Source organism: Neobacillus sp. SRL179, assembly GCF_984799095.1.
Window position 1 is genome coordinate 1,444,825 of record NZ_OZ481792.1, and the last position, 17,297, is coordinate 1,462,121.

The window sequence follows — 17,297 nt, forward strand, 5'->3', positions numbered from 1 at the left end:
AATTTAGTTTTGAAAAGCAGCAGGGGGGCCACCTGCTGCTTTTCTATTTATAATAATCCAATGGTTATTTGCAATGAATGTAAAACGCTATTACTTTTGAACTATAAAGGTTGGGAAAAGTTCTTATCCTTCTCTAAATATTTTGCATAGGAATGGATAAACTAATTTGAGACGTTTCTAAAATTTCCTAAAAAGCGGGATAGAACAATGAAAAAAATGAGTAAATTAGAAGCCGTTTTGTGGAATATTGCATTTCCTGGTTTTACACAATTGTTAACGGGCCATTATATCAAAGGAATATTGTTTGTTGCTTTAGAATTTGTTATGAATGTTAATAGTCACTTTAATCAAACAATTATGTATAGCTTCTTAGGAGAAATCAAAAAGGCTGAGATGATCGTAAACTACCAATGGCTTATGTTTTATCCATGTGTATATATGTTTTCACTATGGGATGGCTATCGCTCAGCTATGCCAGCCGAAGAGAAATATGCTTATCTGCCCTTTGTTTTCGGTGCTTATTTTGTTACGGTGGGGTTAATGATTTCGCCAAAAGTGACCTACTTTCAAATTCATCCTGGTCCTGTTTTTCTTCCTATGTTGTTTTTAATTCCAGGCTTGATAATTGGCGGCCTTATACGATCACTATTAATTTTAAAAAAATAACAGTCCAAAAGTTGATATTCAAACGAAAAGCTTTAAATCAAGTACTTGGTTTAAAGCTTATTTCTATTGGGAAAAAAATTTATTCTAACCCCCACAAACGGTTTCAATGATAACGTAAAATGTAATGAAAAAGCAGCCGAAAAATCGAGGTGATTAATAGTCTATCTGTATAAACAATAAACAGGAAAAGATAGTTAATGGTGGTTCTATTTTTTTAAAGATGCTTACACTCCATAAAGTCCAAAATAACACATGTATGTTATAATTGGTCGAATAGAGGTGAGCAAATGCTAAGTTTATTGTTTATGACCAAAAAGAAAAAATTAAGTCTTGAAGAGACGGTTCTTTTGATTCAACAAGGTGACCGCTCCTTACTAAATGAATTAATTGAATCCTATAAGCCATTTATTGCTAAGACAGTATCATCCGTATGCAGACGATATATATATGAAACCGATGATGAATTTAGCATTGGTCTTATCGCATTTAATGAAGCGATTGAAAAATATTCAACTGAGCGGGGCAGTTCTCTGTTAAGTTTTTCCGAAGTTATTATCAAAAGAAGAGTAATCGACTATATTCGTAAGCAAACAAAGTACCCACAAATTAGTATTGACATAACCAATTCATCGCAAGAGGAAGAGTCAGCAGGCGCAGTTATTGTTAATGAACTTTCCTTAGATGATTTCCATAAAAAGAATGATGAGCAATTAAGAAAAGAGGAAATTCTCAACTTCCAAGCCTTACTAGAATCATTTAACTTAAACCTCTATGACCTTGTTGAGAATTCACCGAAGCATGCAGATGCACGGAAAAGTGCGATATTGACTGCGAAAATGCTTGTTGCTGATGATGAATTAAAAGGGTTATTATTCGAGAAAAAACGGCTTCCTATTAAACAATTAGAAAAAATGGTGAAGGTCAGCCGAAAAACGATAGAACGAAATCGGAAATATATTATAGCAGTAGCACTTATATTATCGAGTGATTATGTGTATATGAAGGATTATTTAAAGGGGGTGCTTGAAACATGAGAAAAGGTATAATTATGGAAATGGATGATGCGTTTTTAACGCTATTAACCCCCGAAGGTGAGTTTTTACGCTCGAAAAGGCAGAATCAACCCTATAGTATCGGTGAGGAAATTAATTTCTTTCCATTTGTTAGTGGTCAGCCTGCCCATTCATTTCATTTGTTAAGAAAGATCTATAAACCTAAAATACTTTTGACGGCAGTAGCAGCTTTGTTGATATTTATTGGTTCTATTATTCCAATGTATCAAAACAATAAAGCCTATGCCTATATGTCAATCGATGCTAATCCGAGTATTGAGCTGGCAGTTAATAAAAAAATGCAGGTAATTGAGGTAAAAGGATTTAATAAAGAAGGAAAGAAGATCATCACAAAACTTAAAGACTGGGAGAAAACCGATGTTTCGGAGGTAGCCCAATCCATCTTAACAGAAATAAAAAGTGCGGGATTGATAAATAATACGGAGCAGGTTATTATTTCCACCGTGCGGACAAAACAGTCAGAGAAAAAGGTAGAGCGGGAGCTTCAAAAGAATCTCGATGAGATCAAAGCTAATATTACTAATAAAAAGATAGAACTGACTGTTTTAAAAGCAACCCAAAAAGAACAAGAAAAAGCACATGAATTAGGAATTACAGCCGGTAAATACAAAGAAAATCAATCATCTCAAGCAAGAAAAGAACAAAAGAATTCAGACCATAATTCCCTATCTTCAGATGCTAAGCAGATCATTCCACCCGGACAACTTAAGAAATCAGAATCCAGTCCTAGTAAGAACCAAGGATTAATAAAGGATGAACAGGCAAATGTTGATCAATGGAAAGAAAATTCTACTCCTCCAGGTCAATTAAAAAAAGAAATGGAAGAAAAAAGAGTAAAGCAGAACCAAGGACAAATAAAGATACAAGACCAACAACTAGAAAAATCAAACAATTTAACAAATGGAATTCAAAAACAAAAAGAGAAGACTCTCAATCAGTCATGGCAGCAAAATTCACAACAAAATAACTCTAACCAACAAAATAAGTGGAAGCAAAATTCACAACAAAACCATCCTAGTCAACAAAATAATTGGAATCAAAAATGGAATCAGACTGAACAAAAGGGTAAGCAAAATTTACCTGGAAACAACAAATGGGAACATAAAAACAAGTAAAAGTCCGGTGCATATGGACTTACACCCGTCAAGTAGACAGCTCTAAAAAAGACTATGCAGCCATCGTGATCCGATATTCAACTGGAGCACGGTGGTTTAGTCGTTTTTGGAATCTCTTATAATTGTACTCATACATAAATGTCTCTATTGCTTGTATTAATTCTTCCTCTGTTTTACAATCGGTTTGATACAACATTTCTGTTTTAAAGTGGGAAAAGAACGATTCAACACAGGCGTTATCTAGGCAGTTTCCTTTGCGAGAGTGGCTGCCCTTAATGCCATATTTATTTAATCGTTTGTTGTATTTCTTAGACGTGTACTGGAATCCTTGATCCGAATGGAGAATGGTTCCGTGCACGATTCTTTTTTTATTTAGGTCCTCCACAGTATCCAATACCAGTTTCATGTTATTCCTGTCTGATAACTTCCAAGAAACAATTTCATTATTATATAGATCCTGAATAACTGATAGGTAATAAAAACGGTTTTGGAAAGGTATGTAAGTTATGTCTGTTACTAGGACTTCATTTTCTTTTCTCTCTTTAAATTCCCTGTTAACCAAGTTAGGGAACACTTTGGAACCTTTTTTACCAAAGTATCTCCATTTCTTTCTTATTACCGACTGAATTTCCATCTCCTTCATTAAACGGTAAACCTTCTTATGGTTTACCTCAAATCCTTCCTCCTTCAGGGCTACTACCATTCTAGGATAGCCATATTCCTTATGTTTGAGGTGGATGGAAAGCATTAGATCCATTAACCCCTGATCCTTTTCCTTTTTCTTTTCACGAATCTCAATGGTTTTTACCCATTTGTAATAGCCAGATCTCTGCACTTCAGCAATTTCAGTTAACCAGGTAATGGGGTATATACCTTTTAGCTCATGTATAATCTCAAACCTTATTGATTTTCTGATTTCACCTCCCCGTGAAGATTTGGATACTGCTTTTTTAAGTATTCAACCTGAGCCTTATAGTAATCACGTTCTTCTTCTACATTTTTGAACTTTGTTTTTTGTCGCCCTTTAAGGGGGTTATCAGTAGAAGTTTTTCCCCTTTGATCGGTAAGTTGATTGCCTTCCTCAAACTTTCTTACCCAAGTTTTTAATTGGGTTGGGCTACGTAATCCCAACTCCTCAGAAAGAGTTTGGTAACTACCATCACCATTAATATATCTTTCAATTGCTAAACGTTTAAATTCTTCTGTATAGGATTGAAATTTCGTCCCCTTTTTTGCCATAAAAAATCCCCTCCAAGTAGTAGTGTATCATTCCCACGTTATTAGCGGGCTTTTTACACTGTCTACTTAAAGGGGATAATATCACATACCGGACTTTTTTCCATGTTTATTTAATTATTTGTTGGTAAATTCTCCAGACATGTGTGCTTGTGCTTGCTGAACGAGCCTTTTTGTAATTTCCCCACCTACAGAACCATTTGCTCTTGAAACAGTATCTGAACCTAGTTGCACGCCAAATTCTTGAGCGATTTCGTATTTAACCTGATCTAGGTATTGTTCAATTCCTGGGACTAATAATTTGTTACTGCTATTTGCCATGATTATCACTCCTTTTTCATGCAGAGGATAATACCTCTGTATCTATATTATTTAATTACTATTCCCTTTTCATAAGTGGAAATGTTTTTCGGTTTTGGATATTTATTAGTCTGCACCATGACTTACATCCTTTGTTGGATGCATAAATGGAGAGGCCTGCGGCCTTTTTTTGCTTTCCAGAAGATCTCGGTTTTCGGCAGTGTTCCAACCTATATCGTTTGTGGGATGTACCCATTCGTCTCCAGCCATAATGGCAGGATCTGTATCTTTTGTCCAGTTTTCCAAAGGGGAATTTTCAGAGGCATATAAACTGTCTCCAATGGTGACACCATATTTGTTAATAAAGGGCTGCTGCATTTTAATGCCGGTCCCTTCAAAACTAGGTGCATTTATTTGATGCGGCATCGTTTCGTTAATCGTTCCCAGTTCGGAGGACTCTTTAGTTTTTGACTTCTTCATGGGTGCTCACTTCCTTTTTACTGTTATTTTCTTTCAGAATGAAAATTTTATTTTGGGAAATTTAGGAAAGGAATGAACCTGTTAACTTTGTTTAAAATAATAAATGTACCATTAACAAAAGGAGGAATTGTTTTGGCTAAAAGAAAAGCAGAATTTAATGCTGTGGAAAAATATTCGAAGACACCACATAAAAATGTTCAAGAGAGTGAATTTTCTGCAGAATTTACTGATAATAATAATGCAATTAGGTTCCAAAACCGCAACTCCAAATTAGGGAAAAAAGGTAGAAGCTAGTGGGCAGCCGGCGAAAAACACCTCCTCGGATACCAGTTGAGGAAATGAGTATTGAAATTGGTAATGTGAACGGGGTTAAGCTTTTTGATCAAAAAGTAAAAGAGAATCAGAAATCAAAGACAAAAAAATAAGCCGGGGGATATCCCTGGCTTAATCTTTATCTAAATGTAAAGAGTAAAGTTCGTTCATTATTTGGTCCAAAGTAGGTCAATAAATTTCTAGGTTCTTTATGAAGTTGTCCATCGGCAAGGTACAATTCTAAATCAAAGGTAAGCTCTTCAAGCATGGTATGTTTAAACAATTCTTTTTCATCAAGGTTTAGGTTTACAAACTCTTGTCCTAACCGGCTTGGTTCCTTAATTATTTGCCGATAAAGTTGAGTCCGCTCCCCTTTATCAAAAGATTGATCCCACCATGGTTTTCTTGGCTTGTATTTATGATTTTTTAAATAATCGTACTTCATAAGTCCAACAATTACATCTAAATTTTCCACTGAATTTTCCTCAAGAAATGAGTACAAGCGGCGGAATAAGTCTTCGAGTTGATGCCCGATTCTTGACCATCCCCGTTCGTCCCAATAAGAGCCAAAGTCTTGGAAGAAATCAAAGGGAGAAGGAAAAACATTTGTAACTAAAAATTCCACGGTATAATCCATCCGGTGGTCATTCCAATATTTTTCTAATACATCCTCAACTTGTTTAATTCGTACGATATCATCGAAAGAAAGAACATTATTGCTTAAGATTTCATAAGGGGAATGATCCATAAATAAATATTGATGTTGATCGGCACGCAGTCGTACGCCCGTTCCACGCAGCATTTTTAAGAAACCTAATTGTAATTCTTCCGGTCTCATTTCAAAAACATCGTTGAATGTTTTACGGAAAGATGAATAATCCTCTTCAGGCAGACCAGCTATTAAATCAAGATGTTGGTCAATTTTCCCCCCATCCTTTACCATCGTAACCGTTCTCGTTAACTTGGAAAAGTTCTGCTTTCTTTGTACAAGTTCATTTGTATAGTCATTGGTGGATTGCACGCCAATTTCAAAACGGAACAATCCCTTAGGTGCTTCTTGGTTCAAAAATTCAATCACTTCAGGACGCATGATATCAGCCGTGATCTCAAATTGAAAAACGGTACCCGGTCGATGTTCATCAATAAGAAAACGGAACATTTCCAACGCATAGCTTCTGCTGATATTAAAAGTACGGTCAACAAACTTAATCGTTTTAGCACCATGTTTCATTAAATAGCGAATATCTGACTTGATTTTTTCTCTGTCAAAGTACCTTACGCCGACTTCAATTGATGAGAGGCAAAACTGGCAGCTAAATGGACAGCCTCGGCTGGTTTCAATATAGGTAACACGTTTTCCTAAGTCATCCATATCCTCGGGAAAGCGATACGGGGTTGGAAGTGATTTTAGGTCTAGCTTATTCATTTGTGGGGTCATCAGGACTTTGCCGTTTTCACGATAGGCTAATCCGTGTACCTGGCGATAATCTTTTGTCGTGTTGATTTCAGTAAGCAGCTGCTTAAAAGATTCTTCTCCCTCGCCTATGACAATAAAATCAATGTCCGGATAATTTTCCATCCATTCAGCAGTATCATAAGTGACTTCAGGTCCACCTAGAACAATCATGATCGATGGGGCAACTTTTTTTAACATATTGACCACTTTGAGTGTTTCTTCAATGTTCCAAATATAGCAGCTAAAACCAATAACGGTTGGTTTTGCTTGATAGAGGTCTGAGACAATATTCAAGACTGGGTCTTTAATGGTGTATTCTTTTAATTTTATTGTAAATTCTGGTGCGGCATAAGCCTTTAAATAACGAATAGCAAGGTTTGTATGTATAAACTTTGCATTTAATGTAGAACAGATAACATTCATATGATTGCTCCTTCTCAATAATAAAACAATAGATAATTATAACTTATTTTTGACTAAAAGACTAGGTGATAAACCATTTTAACAGGGGATGAATGATAAATTACTAGACAATAAGCTTAGAAAGCTATATCTGTTATATTACAATAAAACTTCTGTTATATAATTAAAATCTTTCATAAACTCAGTTATAATCATAAATTTTTCATGTGTTTTTGATGTGTTATAAAAGATTTTTAAGGATGTTTGACTTTTGTCACAGCGTAATAATATGAAATGTCCTACAATACCTGTGGGGAAGTATTTTTTTCATTTTTTTGTTTTATTTTTTAACGGAAATGGGGAGGGACATTATGTCAATTTTACCAAAGAAAAATGAATTGGGATTTTTTGAAATTCGACTGGAATCAATCGGTGGTCTAGGAGCAAACTTAGCTGGAAAAATGCTGGCAGAAGCTGGAGTTTTAAGTCTTGGCTTGAGGGGTTCCAATTTTTCATCATATGGATCAGAAAAGAAGGGTTCTCCAGTAAAGAGTTTTATTCGTTTTTGTGACCCAGATGTAGAAATCAGAGATCATAGTCCAATCGAACAACCACATATTGTGGGGGTATTTCACGAAGCCCTATATAGAACTGTTAATGTTGTCAGTGGTTTGAATGCTGAAGGAATTGTTTTGGTAAATACAGCTAGAGACTTTGATGATGTTAAAAATGACTTACATTTAGAGTATGGGACACTTGCTATTGTTGACGCCCTAACCATTGCGGTTGAGGAAAAAACGAAAGTAAATACAGCCATGCTTGGTGCGCTATATCGTATTTGTGATTTTTTAGATCCAGAATCAATGAGAGATGTGATTCGCAAAACCTTCACTAAGAAATATCCTCATCTTGTTGAACCAAATATTCGTACGTTTGATCGTGGATATAATGAAGTTCAATTTAAAACATATGAAGTGCCAGCTGGTGCCAAAGGTAAAGCCTTTACACGCTCACTTCCAAAGCTAGGTTATATGACCCAAGAAATTGGTGGTGTTATGGTTTCACAAGCTAATAGTATTTTTAAAGACTTAAGCGGTTCACGTCAGGGATTCCTGCCCGAATTCTATCAAGATAAATGTATTCACTGTGCGGCTTGTGACAATGTTTGTCCCGATTTTTGTTTTGTTTGGGAAGAGGGAGAAGATAAACGAGGCAGAAAGCAAATGTTCCTTAAAGGTATTGACTATCAATATTGTAAAGGCTGCTTAAAATGTGTTGAAGCATGCCCAACGGATGCACTGGGGGAACTTCGTGAAATGATCGGTTATGCTGATGAACACCGTGTGAAGCAAAACTTTCCTTATATAGCAGGAGGGATTCAATAATGGCAATGTTAGAGGATCAATTAACAATACCTAGTATGGCTGAACAGATTTCCACATTTGAGTCTGGAAATGAAATGGCAGCGACAGCAGCAGCTCAAATCAATTATCATATTATGGGTTATTTCCCAATTACTCCTTCAACAGAGGTTGCACAATTTTTAGATCAAATGAAAACTCGTGGAGAGCATGATATTAAGTTGATACCGGCGGATGGGGAGCATGGTTCAGCAGGTATTTGCTATGGTGCAGCCATTACAGGAGCACGTGTTATCAATGCAACTAGTGCAAATGGATTCTTATATATGCTTGAACAGATGCCTGTACAATCGGGAACTCGCTTTCCAATGGTACTTAACCTTGTTACCCGTGCTGTTAGTGGACCACTTGATATCCGTGGAGACCACTCAGATCTTTACTATGCTTTGAATACTGGCTGGGTTATTTTAACAGCAAAAACACCTCAAGCTGTATATGACATGAATATTATGGCTCTAAAAATTGCGGAGCACTCTAAAGTTCGCTTACCAGTGATTGTGGCCTATGATGGCTTCTTTACATCCCATCAAAAGCGAAGAGTAGAATACTTTAAGGATCGCAAAGTTGTCCAACAATTTGTTGGTGAATGTCCAACAGATTATAACTTTGTAAGGGACTTAACGAAGCCAGTAACGGTTGGTGCCCATATGAGCGGGGATGATTTCCTTAATAATCACTTCCAGGTATCAGAAGCCATGTACAACGCAGGTGAGGTATTTAAAGAAGTTGCTGCTGAATATGCGAAGCTTTCAGGCAGAAGCTATCCAGTTCTCGATTTATATAAAATGGAGGATGCAGATGTAGCCGTATTCTTATTAAATTCAGCTGCAGAATCTGCAAAAGATGTTGTCGATCAACTTCGTCAAAAAGGCATTAAGGCAGGAGTAATCAGTCCGAATATCATTCGTCCATTCCCTGCGAAGGAAATCCGTGAAGCTCTAAAGAATGTTAAAGCATTATTAGTTGGTGAGCGTGCTGATTCTTACGGTGCTAATGGTCCAAACTTAACACATGAAGTAAAATCAGCCTTGCAAGACGATAAAAGCAATAAAACGATTGTTTTAAGCCGTGTATTTGGTCTAGGCGGTAAAGATTTCTATGCAGATGATGCTACTGCATTTTTTGAAATGGCGCTTGACGCAATGGAAAAGGGTTATGCTGAAAAACCATTTGATTACTATGGCCACGTTCCAGGTAATCCTGAAAATATTCTTAAGCCGGTCATCCTGCCGCAGCATGGCGATGTCTATAAAACAGGTTTAATTGATGTGAAAATGGACGAAGAAACAAATAAATTAAAGGTGAAAATCCCGCCACTCCGAGCTCTAACAGGAAAGCCTAAACGGATTGCATCAGGCCATGGAGCATGTCCAGGCTGCGGAATCTTTGCCGGCCTTGAGTTATTCTTCAAGGGTATTGAGGGAGACATTGTTACATTATTCCAAACAGGTTGTGCTTATGTGACCACTACAGGATATCCGAGTACTTCACACAAACAAACAATGATCCATAATCTGTTCCAAAATGGTCCTGCTACCTTGTCAGGAACTGTAGAGGCGTTTATGGAACTAAAACGACGCGGCGAAATTGAGGTTTCAGACGATGCCACATTTGTAATGATTACGGGCGATGGCGGAATGGATATCGGCATGGGTTCTGCGATTGGTACAGCGCTTCGGGGACATAAACTAATTATGCTTGAATATGATAATGAAGGATATATGAATACAGGCTCACAAATGTCTTATTCAACTCCAATTGGGCATATGACTAGTACATCTGGCGTTGGGAAAGTTCAACGTGGAAAAGCATTCCATCATAAAGATACTGCACAAATTATGGCTTCCACTAATATTTCATATGTTTTTACAGGTTCAGAAGCTTTCCCGCAGGACTTAGTTAAAAAAGGGGCTAAAGCACAATGGTATGCTCAGAATGTGGGAACAGTTTATGGTAAGCTTCTTATCACGTGCCCGCTTAACTGGAAGTCCGACGACCGCTTTGGCAGCAAAATAATTGAAGCGGCAGTAAATTCTTGCTTTTTCCCACTTTATGAAGTGGAACAAGGCATCACGAATATTACGTATAATCCTGAAGAAAAGAACAAACGTATTCCTCTCTCTGATTGGTTAAAATATATGGGCAAAACGAAACATCTTCTAAAAGATGAAAATAAACCAATTTTAGAAGAATTTGAGTTAGAAGTTGAAAAAAGATGGCAACGTCTAAAAGCAAAGCACGAAAATCCTATGCTTTAAGTTTAACAATACATTAACAGAAAATAATAAAAAGAACGCAAACCCTTGACTGGTTTTGCGTTCTTTTTGTTTACCCGTTCCAACTATTGACAGAGGATTGAAAAATTGATATATATCTAATTAGATATATATCGAAATTGAGGGTGAATATATGTTACAGCTTAATCGTATTATCGCATTTTATAAGGTAATGGGTGATCCAACCAGGGTTAGAATAGTTGCTCTTTTAGCAAAAGGACCTTTACATGGGCAAGCAATTGCCGGAAAGCTCGGCTTAACAGCTCCTACCATTACCCATCATCTAAAAAAGTTAAGAGACATACATGTGGTTTTTGAAAGAAGAGACAAAAATACTATTCATTTTTATTTAAATGAATCCATGATTAAACAACAGGCACAAGTGCTAACTGAAATGCTAGAAAAAAAAGGGGAGGAGCTTGAAAATATGGTAGAAGCTAGTTTAGAAAGGCAAAGAGTCATCACTAATTTTTTTTCAAAGGAAGGAAAATTAAAAACAATCCCTGCCCAAAGGAAGAAAAAGTTAATTGTGTTTGAACACATCGTACAAGGATTAAAACGCGGAATAAAGTATGATGAAAAAGACATAAATGATTACATTAAACAATTTCATGATGATTATGCCACCATACGCAGGGAGTTTATCATTAATCATTATATGTATAGGGAAAAAGGGATATATGAACTTAATCCAGAAGAAATGTGGGCTAAACCTGAATAAAAGTACGTGGAATTTTGTCGTAATTGAAAGAAAAATAAAATGAAATCTGTCGAAAAACGAAGGAAAAAGAATGTTTTGTCTACTTTTGCGAATGTATTTACTTTTATAAAGTTTCTTGTCATAATTCTTCAAGTAGTCTACTTTTTTAGTGGTTTACAGTAACAGTGTAAGAGTAGGAGGATTAAATTGTACAAGTATAGTAATTCTCAATCTGAAATGATTGAAGAGATAAAAGCAAAAAGGGAATTAATGATTAATAGTGCAAATAATTTGGGTTTTACAAGTGAAGAAACAATAAAATACAGCCAAGAATTAGATGAATTAATAAACCAATATCAACGGTCAATTGAGGGAAACTCAAGAACAAATGAAGAAGTAAAATTTGCCTTTAAACAAATGATTATGATTTGGCCCAAGGTTTTGTATTAATAGTTTTGTATATTAAAATAACCCCAGTCCATTAAAGTAAGTAAGTTTTCAGATTGAAGGCCTTTAATTTATTCATTCACAAATCGACTACATAAAGTGATCATAAGGCCTTCCCGCACATTTTGAAATAAAATTGCGAATTTTGTAAAGCAAAAGCACCGCCTCTCCGATCCCCTTTTAATTTGTTAATCAAGAGAATTTTTAAGCCTGTTAACACCCATTGATAGACAGAATTAACACTTCTAATACAAGCTTCAGCGGCCTCTTCTATTTAGAATCTTCCACTAAGTAAAATCTACTACCTGTGATTTTTATCATTGTTTATATCTCAATATTTCATATAGTAATAGTAGTAGTAATTTAAACTGAAATTTCACATCTTGGATCTATAGATCACCACGCATCCTGTTATTACTACCTTCGTATGACGGCATCATAGAAACTGTCTATCATCAATTAATTCATTTCACTTCATTAAAATCTAGAAAGAAAAAAGAGAAAACAATCATTGTTTGGTACTATGCTTGTGTTGCGATTCATATATCGTTAATAAAGGCATTTTTTATAACCAAAGGAAGCAAACGCTTTCAATTTATCACAGACATATGAGGAGGGAAAGTCCTACATGCACATTGTCGTATGTGTCAAACAAGTACCTGATACAAAAATTATTAAGATTAATCCGAAAACCAACACACTCGACCGCCGTAGTGCACCAGCTATTTTAAATCCTTACGATGCACATGCTGTACAAGAGGCTGTATGTATTAAGGAAAAAAACGGTGGAACGATCTCAGTTTTATCAATGGGTCCCCCCCAAGCGACAGCGGTTATTAAGAAGAGTATCGAAATTGGGGCAGATAGGGGATATTTAATTACTGACCGTGCCTTTGCTGGTGCTGATACACTAGCGACTAGTTATGCATTATCGAAGGCGTTAGAAAGGATAAACAAGGAAAACCCAATTGATATAGTAATTTGTGGCAAACATGCCATTGATGGGGATACAGGACAAGTTGGACCAGGGATTGCGAGAAGGATGGATATCCCGCCTGTAACAAATGTAATTGAGGTAGTGGAAGTGAATCAACAGGAAAAAACGGTCTTAATAAAACGAAAACTAACAAATGGTTATGAATTAATTCAGTCAGAACTTCCGTGTTTGTTAACGGTTGAAAAGGAAATTAATGATATTGAATATTCACCGATGCCAAATATGATTAAAGCAGCGAGATATGAACCGATTATCTGGGCTGTCAGTGACCTTGAAAATGTAGACCGAATCCAGCTCGGTTTAAAGGGCTCTCCAACCATTGTTGGAAAAATGTTTACACCTCCTAGACCTGAAGGTGGTAAGAGATTAGAAGGTACAGCTGATGAGCAAGTCGAAAAACTCATCAATGTATTATTGGAAAAAAAGGATCTGTTCACGATCCAGTCAACTAAATAACTTTTGCCGTAAGGAGGGGTTTTCATGAATCTTGACGATTACCGTGGAGTATGGGTATTCATTGAACAAAATAAGGGAAAAGTCGAAGGGGTATCACTTGAATTACTGGGTGCAGGCAGAAAGCTTGCTGATAAATTAGAAGTTCCTTTAGCGGGATTTTTATTAGGAAATGAGATAAAATCCTTAGCAAATCAAGTTATTTCCTATGGTGCTGATGAAGTGTACGTTGTTGACCATCCCGTATTAAAAGATTACCGTACAGAATCCTATATGCAGGGTGTAATGCTGCTAGCTCGGAAATATAAACCAGAAATTATCCTTTATGGTGCTACGCCGAATGGTAAAGATTTAGCGAGTGCAGTGGCAACTGATTTAAGTACAGGTTTAACTGCAGATACAACAATGCTAGATGTCGATGTATCAAATAGATTACTAGAGGCTAGTCGTCCTGCCTTTGGCGGTAATATAATGGCGACAATTTTATGTAAAAAACATCGTCCTCAAATGGCAACGGTTAGACCCAAGGTCATGAAGGCATTAGAGCCGGATTCAGGAAAGCTTGGAAAAATTATTGAGGAGAAAATTGACCTAAAAGAAGAGGATATGCGTACTAAAGTGCTGCAAATTGTGAATGAAGTAACAAAAAAGGCAAATTTGGCCGATGCACATGTTATTGTATGCGGCGGCAAGGGAATGGGAGATTTACAAAATTTCCAACTAATCCATGAGTTAGCAGAAACAATTGGGGCTAGTGTCGGCGGTACTCGTGACGTAGTGGAAGCAGGCTGGCTGCCACATGAGCAGCAAGTGGGTCAAACGGGGGAAACGGTTACGCCTAAAATCTACTTTGCGATTGGTATCTCCGGAGCCATTCAACATGTAGTCGGCATGAAAAATTCCGAGTTTATTATTGCTATAAACAAAGATCCTAATGCGCCAATTTTTGATGTTGCCACATATGGAATTGTTGGGGACGCCCTCGAGATTGTTCCAAAACTAATCGAGCACTTTAAGCAGCTCAGAACTGAAAAAGGCGGTGAAATAAGTTATGCCTGAGAAATTTGACGTCATTATCGTTGGGGCAGGACCCGCAGGTACCTCTTGCGCCCTAACATGTGCAAAAAATGGGCTGAAGGTTTTGCTTATTGAAAGAGGAGAATATCCCGGTGCTAAAAATGTAATGGGCGGGGTATTGTACCGCAAACAAATGGAAGAATTAATTCCTGAGTTTTGGAAGGAAGCACCGCTTGAAAGACCAGTTATTGAACAACGCTTTTGGATGATGGATAAAGAATCGGTCGTTTCTTTTGGTTATAAAGGTCTTGAATGGGGCATTGAGCCATATAATAACTTTACAGTACTGCGTGCACAGTTTGACCAATGGTTTGCAAGGAAGGCAGTCGAAGCAGGTGCATTGCTGATTAATGAAACAGTTGTGACGGAATGTATTGTTGAAAATGGAAAGGTAATCGGGGTTCGTACTGACCGGCCGGACGGCGAAGTTTATGCCGATGTAGTTGTCTTAGCTGACGGAGTGAATTCACTTCTTTCTAAACAGTTAGGTTTTCATAAGGAGTTTCGCCCGGATGAAGTCGCCCTTACTGTCATGGAAGTAATTAACTTGCCTAAAGATAAAATCAATGACCGCTTTAATCTTGAAGACAACCAAGGTACTACTATTGAAATCTTCGGTGACTCGACAAAAGGAAACCTTGGGACTGCATTCATATATACCAATAAAGACAGCTTAAATATCGGAGTAGGAACGACCCTTTCTAGTATGATAAAAGCAAAACTAAAACCATATGAGCTGTTAGATTACTTAAAAAATCATCCTATGGTCAAACCGTTAATTGCAGGCGGGGAATCAGCTGAGTATCTCGCCCATTTAATTCCAGAAGGCGGATATCGTTCAGTTCCGAAGGTGGCCGGTAATGGTGTTATTGTTGTAGGTGATGCTGCCCAGCTGGTGAATGCGATCCATCGTGAAGGATCGAACATGGCGATGCATTCCGGTTTATTAGCTGCCGAAACCATTATAGAAGCTAAACATCGTGGTGACTTTACGCAAGCAAGTTTAAATCTCTACAGAGAAAAACTATATGATAGCTTTATTATTAAGGATTTAGAAAAGTATAAAGATGCTGCACATACGTTTGAAAAGTATCCACAATATTTTAATGAATATGTTCCTATGATGAATAAGGCAATGAGTAAATTCTTTACTGTTGATGGAACACCAAAACGAGAAAAGCAAAAACAGATCATGAAGAGTGTGACTTCAGAAAGAGGAACTATACGAGTATTGCAAGATCTTTATCGCGCATGGAAGGCGGTGAAATAATGTCAACCAAGAATATTGAAGAAAAACAATATCTTCTCCGTTTCAAATGTGACACTAAATCCCACTTAACCGTACTCGATCATGATGTGTGTATGACCCAATGTCCCGATAAAATATGTACAGTATTCTGCCCGGCAGAGGTATATAAATGGGAAGGTACGCGAATGCAAGTCGGCTATGAGGGCTGTCATGAATGTGGCAGCTGCCGAATTGGATGCCCCTATCAAAATATTAAATGGGAATACCCAAAGGGCGGTCATGGAATTGTGTTCCGCTTAGCTTAACTTAGTACAATTAATGTCCCAAAACTACCTGACTTCTCGCACATAACACAGTATTAATGCTGTTAAGTAAATTAACTTAGCATTTTATTGTGGAGAAGGATGTTTTGGGACTTTTTTTATGGATATTTACGATTTATTCCTATATGTAGGTTTTTTCACAAGAAAGGGTAAAAAGAGAGTGAAGCAGTGGGTTAGGTTTTCGAGGTCTAGCTTATTTTCTCTAGTTGTAATGCAGAGGAAAGGTCATCCTTTTTACTGGACTCAGTTAATGAAGAGGCAAGTGTGATGGCACTATCTATTAATTCCATATTAGCTGAACAATAATAGGGAGTCTTCCAATTAAAATCTCCTTCCTTAGTTGCTGGATAAATACTCACTTTCCAGTGATAATAAATTTTAGACTGGGGGAGTTGGACACCTTCTACCGCAATGAGCCAATGGGTAAATTCTAAATGACAATCAGTAGTGGATTTCTTTAGGGAATCCAGATCATTTAGTCCAATTGAAATAAAGGCCTTTTCATAAAAGTCATGATAATTTGGAGTTCTCATTTTTTCCCCTCCCTTAAAGGTTTATCTATATTATATGAAAGTTTGAAACTATTTTTGTGTGATAAATGTTAAAAATTATTAAAAAATTAAAACGTATTCATAAAATTGTCAAAAATAAGCGAGTTTTAGAAACGGAATACTTAGAGTGAAAAATCAGCCAGCCTGTTAAACTCAATTTTCAAAAATATAACAGGAAATTGACATTAATTAAAAAGTTTTTTATAATAACCTTGAAATCGAGATATTATTTAAGGATGGAAATATTAAAACAAAAACCTAAAGGATGAGGTTATTATGGAAAATGATTCAGTAGCTAAATCATTAAAGCTATTTATTGTCCTTTCAAGAGCATATAAAGCGATTAATGAACATGTAAATAAAGTAATACAAGCAAATGGGCTAAATCCAACAGAATTTGCCGTTTTGGAACTGCTTTATCATAAAGGTGACCAGCCCATGCAGCAAATCGGTGGGAAAATCTTGCTGGCTAGTGGAAGTATTACTTATGTAGTAGACAAGCTTGAACAAAAAGGGCTGTTGAAAAGAATTGCTTGCCCAACAGACCGACGGGTAACATATGCGCAAATAACAGAGGAAGGAAAAACGTTTATTCAAAATATTTTTCCTGAACATGCTAAGCAAATTGATACACTAATGTCGAGCTTAACTGATTCCGAGAAGACGGAAGCGATTGACTTGTTAAAAAAGTTAGGATTGCCAGCAGGTAAATTTTAAATACGGCCATTTTGGCCGTATTTTTTTTATTAAAAGGAATAAGAAT

At 36.6% G+C, this 17,297-nt stretch carries 19 protein-coding genes; 13 read left to right on the plus strand and 6 right to left on the minus strand.

Annotated elements, in window-relative coordinates; all coding sequences use genetic code 11:
* Positions 1 to 207 precede the first annotated feature (207 nt).
* From AC4E8C_RS07130 to AC4E8C_RS07140, 3 genes are all read left to right on the plus strand, one after another.
* Positions 208 to 666, plus strand: a complete 459-nt coding sequence (locus tag AC4E8C_RS07130) for a hypothetical protein (RefSeq protein ID WP_490211400.1) — start codon at positions 208 to 210, stop codon at positions 664 to 666.
* Positions 667 to 953: 287 nt separating this feature from the next.
* On the plus strand, positions 954 to 1,700 hold the full coding sequence (sigI, locus tag AC4E8C_RS07135) for an RNA polymerase sigma factor SigI (protein ID WP_490211402.1): 747 nt from the start codon (positions 954 to 956) through the stop codon (positions 1,698 to 1,700).
* On the plus strand, positions 1,697 to 2,854 hold the full coding sequence (locus tag AC4E8C_RS07140) for an anti-sigma factor domain-containing protein (RefSeq protein WP_490211403.1): 1,158 nt from the start codon (positions 1,697 to 1,699) through the stop codon (positions 2,852 to 2,854). Before sigI ends, AC4E8C_RS07140 begins: the two co-directional genes overlap by 4 nt.
* A gap of 52 nt (positions 2,855 to 2,906) precedes the next feature.
* Here the strand turns inward: AC4E8C_RS07140 and AC4E8C_RS07145 are convergent, their stop codons facing one another.
* From AC4E8C_RS07145 to AC4E8C_RS07160, 4 genes are all read right to left on the minus strand, one after another.
* On the minus strand, positions 2,907 to 3,812 hold the full coding sequence (locus AC4E8C_RS07145; protein WP_490212454.1) for an IS3 family transposase: 906 nt from the start codon (positions 3,810 to 3,812) through the stop codon (positions 2,907 to 2,909).
* Complete coding sequence (locus tag AC4E8C_RS07150; RefSeq protein ID WP_490207782.1) at positions 3,755 to 4,093, minus strand: transposase; 339 nt, start codon at positions 4,091 to 4,093, stop codon at positions 3,755 to 3,757. Before AC4E8C_RS07150 ends, AC4E8C_RS07145 begins: the two co-directional genes overlap by 58 nt.
* A 114-nt stretch (positions 4,094 to 4,207) precedes the next feature.
* Positions 4,208 to 4,411 carry an alpha/beta-type small acid-soluble spore protein gene (locus AC4E8C_RS07155; protein ID WP_490211405.1) on the minus strand — a complete coding sequence of 68 codons (204 nt, stop codon included), beginning with the start codon at positions 4,409 to 4,411 and terminating at the stop codon, positions 4,208 to 4,210.
* Positions 4,412 to 4,516: 105 nt separating this feature from the next.
* Positions 4,517 to 4,870: a DUF3905 domain-containing protein gene (locus AC4E8C_RS07160; RefSeq protein ID WP_490211406.1), complete on the minus strand. Its 354-nt coding sequence runs from the start codon at positions 4,868 to 4,870 to the stop codon at positions 4,517 to 4,519.
* A gap of 132 nt (positions 4,871 to 5,002) precedes the next feature.
* Here AC4E8C_RS07160 and AC4E8C_RS07165 point away from each other — a divergent pair, with 132 nt between their 5' ends.
* Entirely contained in the window at positions 5,003 to 5,164 is a 162-nt protein-coding gene (locus AC4E8C_RS07165; protein WP_490211408.1) for a hypothetical protein, read from the plus strand.
* Positions 5,165 to 5,321: 157 nt separating this feature from the next.
* On the opposite strand, the gene AC4E8C_RS07170 is transcribed toward AC4E8C_RS07165, so the two are convergent.
* On the minus strand, positions 5,322 to 7,061 hold the full coding sequence (locus AC4E8C_RS07170) for a B12-binding domain-containing radical SAM protein (RefSeq protein WP_490211410.1): 1,740 nt from the start codon (positions 7,059 to 7,061) through the stop codon (positions 5,322 to 5,324).
* A 350-nt stretch (positions 7,062 to 7,411) separates the two neighbouring features.
* On the opposite strand from AC4E8C_RS07170, the gene AC4E8C_RS07175 reads away from it, so the two are divergent.
* The 8 genes from AC4E8C_RS07175 to AC4E8C_RS07210 all read left to right on the plus strand — a co-directional run bounded on the left by AC4E8C_RS07175 (position 7,412) and on the right by AC4E8C_RS07210 (position 15,965).
* On the plus strand, positions 7,412 to 8,425 hold the full coding sequence (locus AC4E8C_RS07175; RefSeq protein ID WP_490211412.1) for a 2-oxoacid:acceptor oxidoreductase family protein: 1,014 nt from the start codon (positions 7,412 to 7,414) through the stop codon (positions 8,423 to 8,425).
* Positions 8,425 to 10,719 (plus strand): thiamine pyrophosphate-dependent enzyme, encoded by a 2,295-nt coding sequence (locus tag AC4E8C_RS07180; protein ID WP_490211413.1) that lies wholly within the window; start codon positions 8,425 to 8,427, stop codon positions 10,717 to 10,719. The genes AC4E8C_RS07175 and AC4E8C_RS07180 overlap by 1 nt, the downstream gene beginning before the upstream one ends.
* Before the next feature lie 151 nt (positions 10,720 to 10,870).
* Positions 10,871 to 11,458, plus strand: a complete 588-nt coding sequence (locus AC4E8C_RS07185) for a DUF2087 domain-containing protein (RefSeq protein ID WP_490211415.1) — start codon at positions 10,871 to 10,873, stop codon at positions 11,456 to 11,458.
* Positions 11,459 to 11,644: 186 nt separating this feature from the next.
* Positions 11,645 to 11,887, plus strand: a complete 243-nt coding sequence (locus AC4E8C_RS07190; RefSeq protein ID WP_490211416.1) for a Spo0E family sporulation regulatory protein-aspartic acid phosphatase — start codon at positions 11,645 to 11,647, stop codon at positions 11,885 to 11,887.
* Between the two features lie 625 nt (positions 11,888 to 12,512).
* Entirely contained in the window at positions 12,513 to 13,337 is an 825-nt protein-coding gene (locus AC4E8C_RS07195) for an electron transfer flavoprotein subunit beta/FixA family protein (RefSeq protein ID WP_490211418.1), read from the plus strand.
* Positions 13,338 to 13,361: 24 nt separating this feature from the next.
* Positions 13,362 to 14,393 (plus strand): electron transfer flavoprotein subunit alpha/FixB family protein, encoded by a 1,032-nt coding sequence (locus AC4E8C_RS07200; protein ID WP_490211419.1) that lies wholly within the window; start codon positions 13,362 to 13,364, stop codon positions 14,391 to 14,393.
* Positions 14,386 to 15,681, plus strand: a complete 1,296-nt coding sequence (locus AC4E8C_RS07205) for an FAD-dependent oxidoreductase (RefSeq protein ID WP_490211420.1) — start codon at positions 14,386 to 14,388, stop codon at positions 15,679 to 15,681. Before AC4E8C_RS07200 ends, AC4E8C_RS07205 begins: the two co-directional genes overlap by 8 nt.
* Positions 15,681 to 15,965 carry a ferredoxin family protein gene (locus AC4E8C_RS07210; RefSeq protein ID WP_040204690.1) on the plus strand — a complete coding sequence of 95 codons (285 nt, stop codon included), beginning with the start codon at positions 15,681 to 15,683 and terminating at the stop codon, positions 15,963 to 15,965. Before AC4E8C_RS07205 ends, AC4E8C_RS07210 begins: the two co-directional genes overlap by 1 nt.
* Positions 15,966 to 16,171: 206 nt before the next feature.
* Here AC4E8C_RS07210 and AC4E8C_RS07215 read toward each other — a convergent pair whose 3' ends face one another.
* Positions 16,172 to 16,516, minus strand: coding sequence for a hypothetical protein (locus tag AC4E8C_RS07215; protein WP_490211421.1), 345 nt, complete (start codon positions 16,514 to 16,516; stop codon positions 16,172 to 16,174).
* A gap of 294 nt (positions 16,517 to 16,810) precedes the next feature.
* On the opposite strand from AC4E8C_RS07215, the gene AC4E8C_RS07220 reads away from it, so the two are divergent.
* Complete coding sequence (locus tag AC4E8C_RS07220) at positions 16,811 to 17,251, plus strand: MarR family winged helix-turn-helix transcriptional regulator (protein ID WP_490211423.1); 441 nt, start codon at positions 16,811 to 16,813, stop codon at positions 17,249 to 17,251.
* The last annotated feature ends 46 nt before the right edge of the window (positions 17,252 to 17,297 follow it).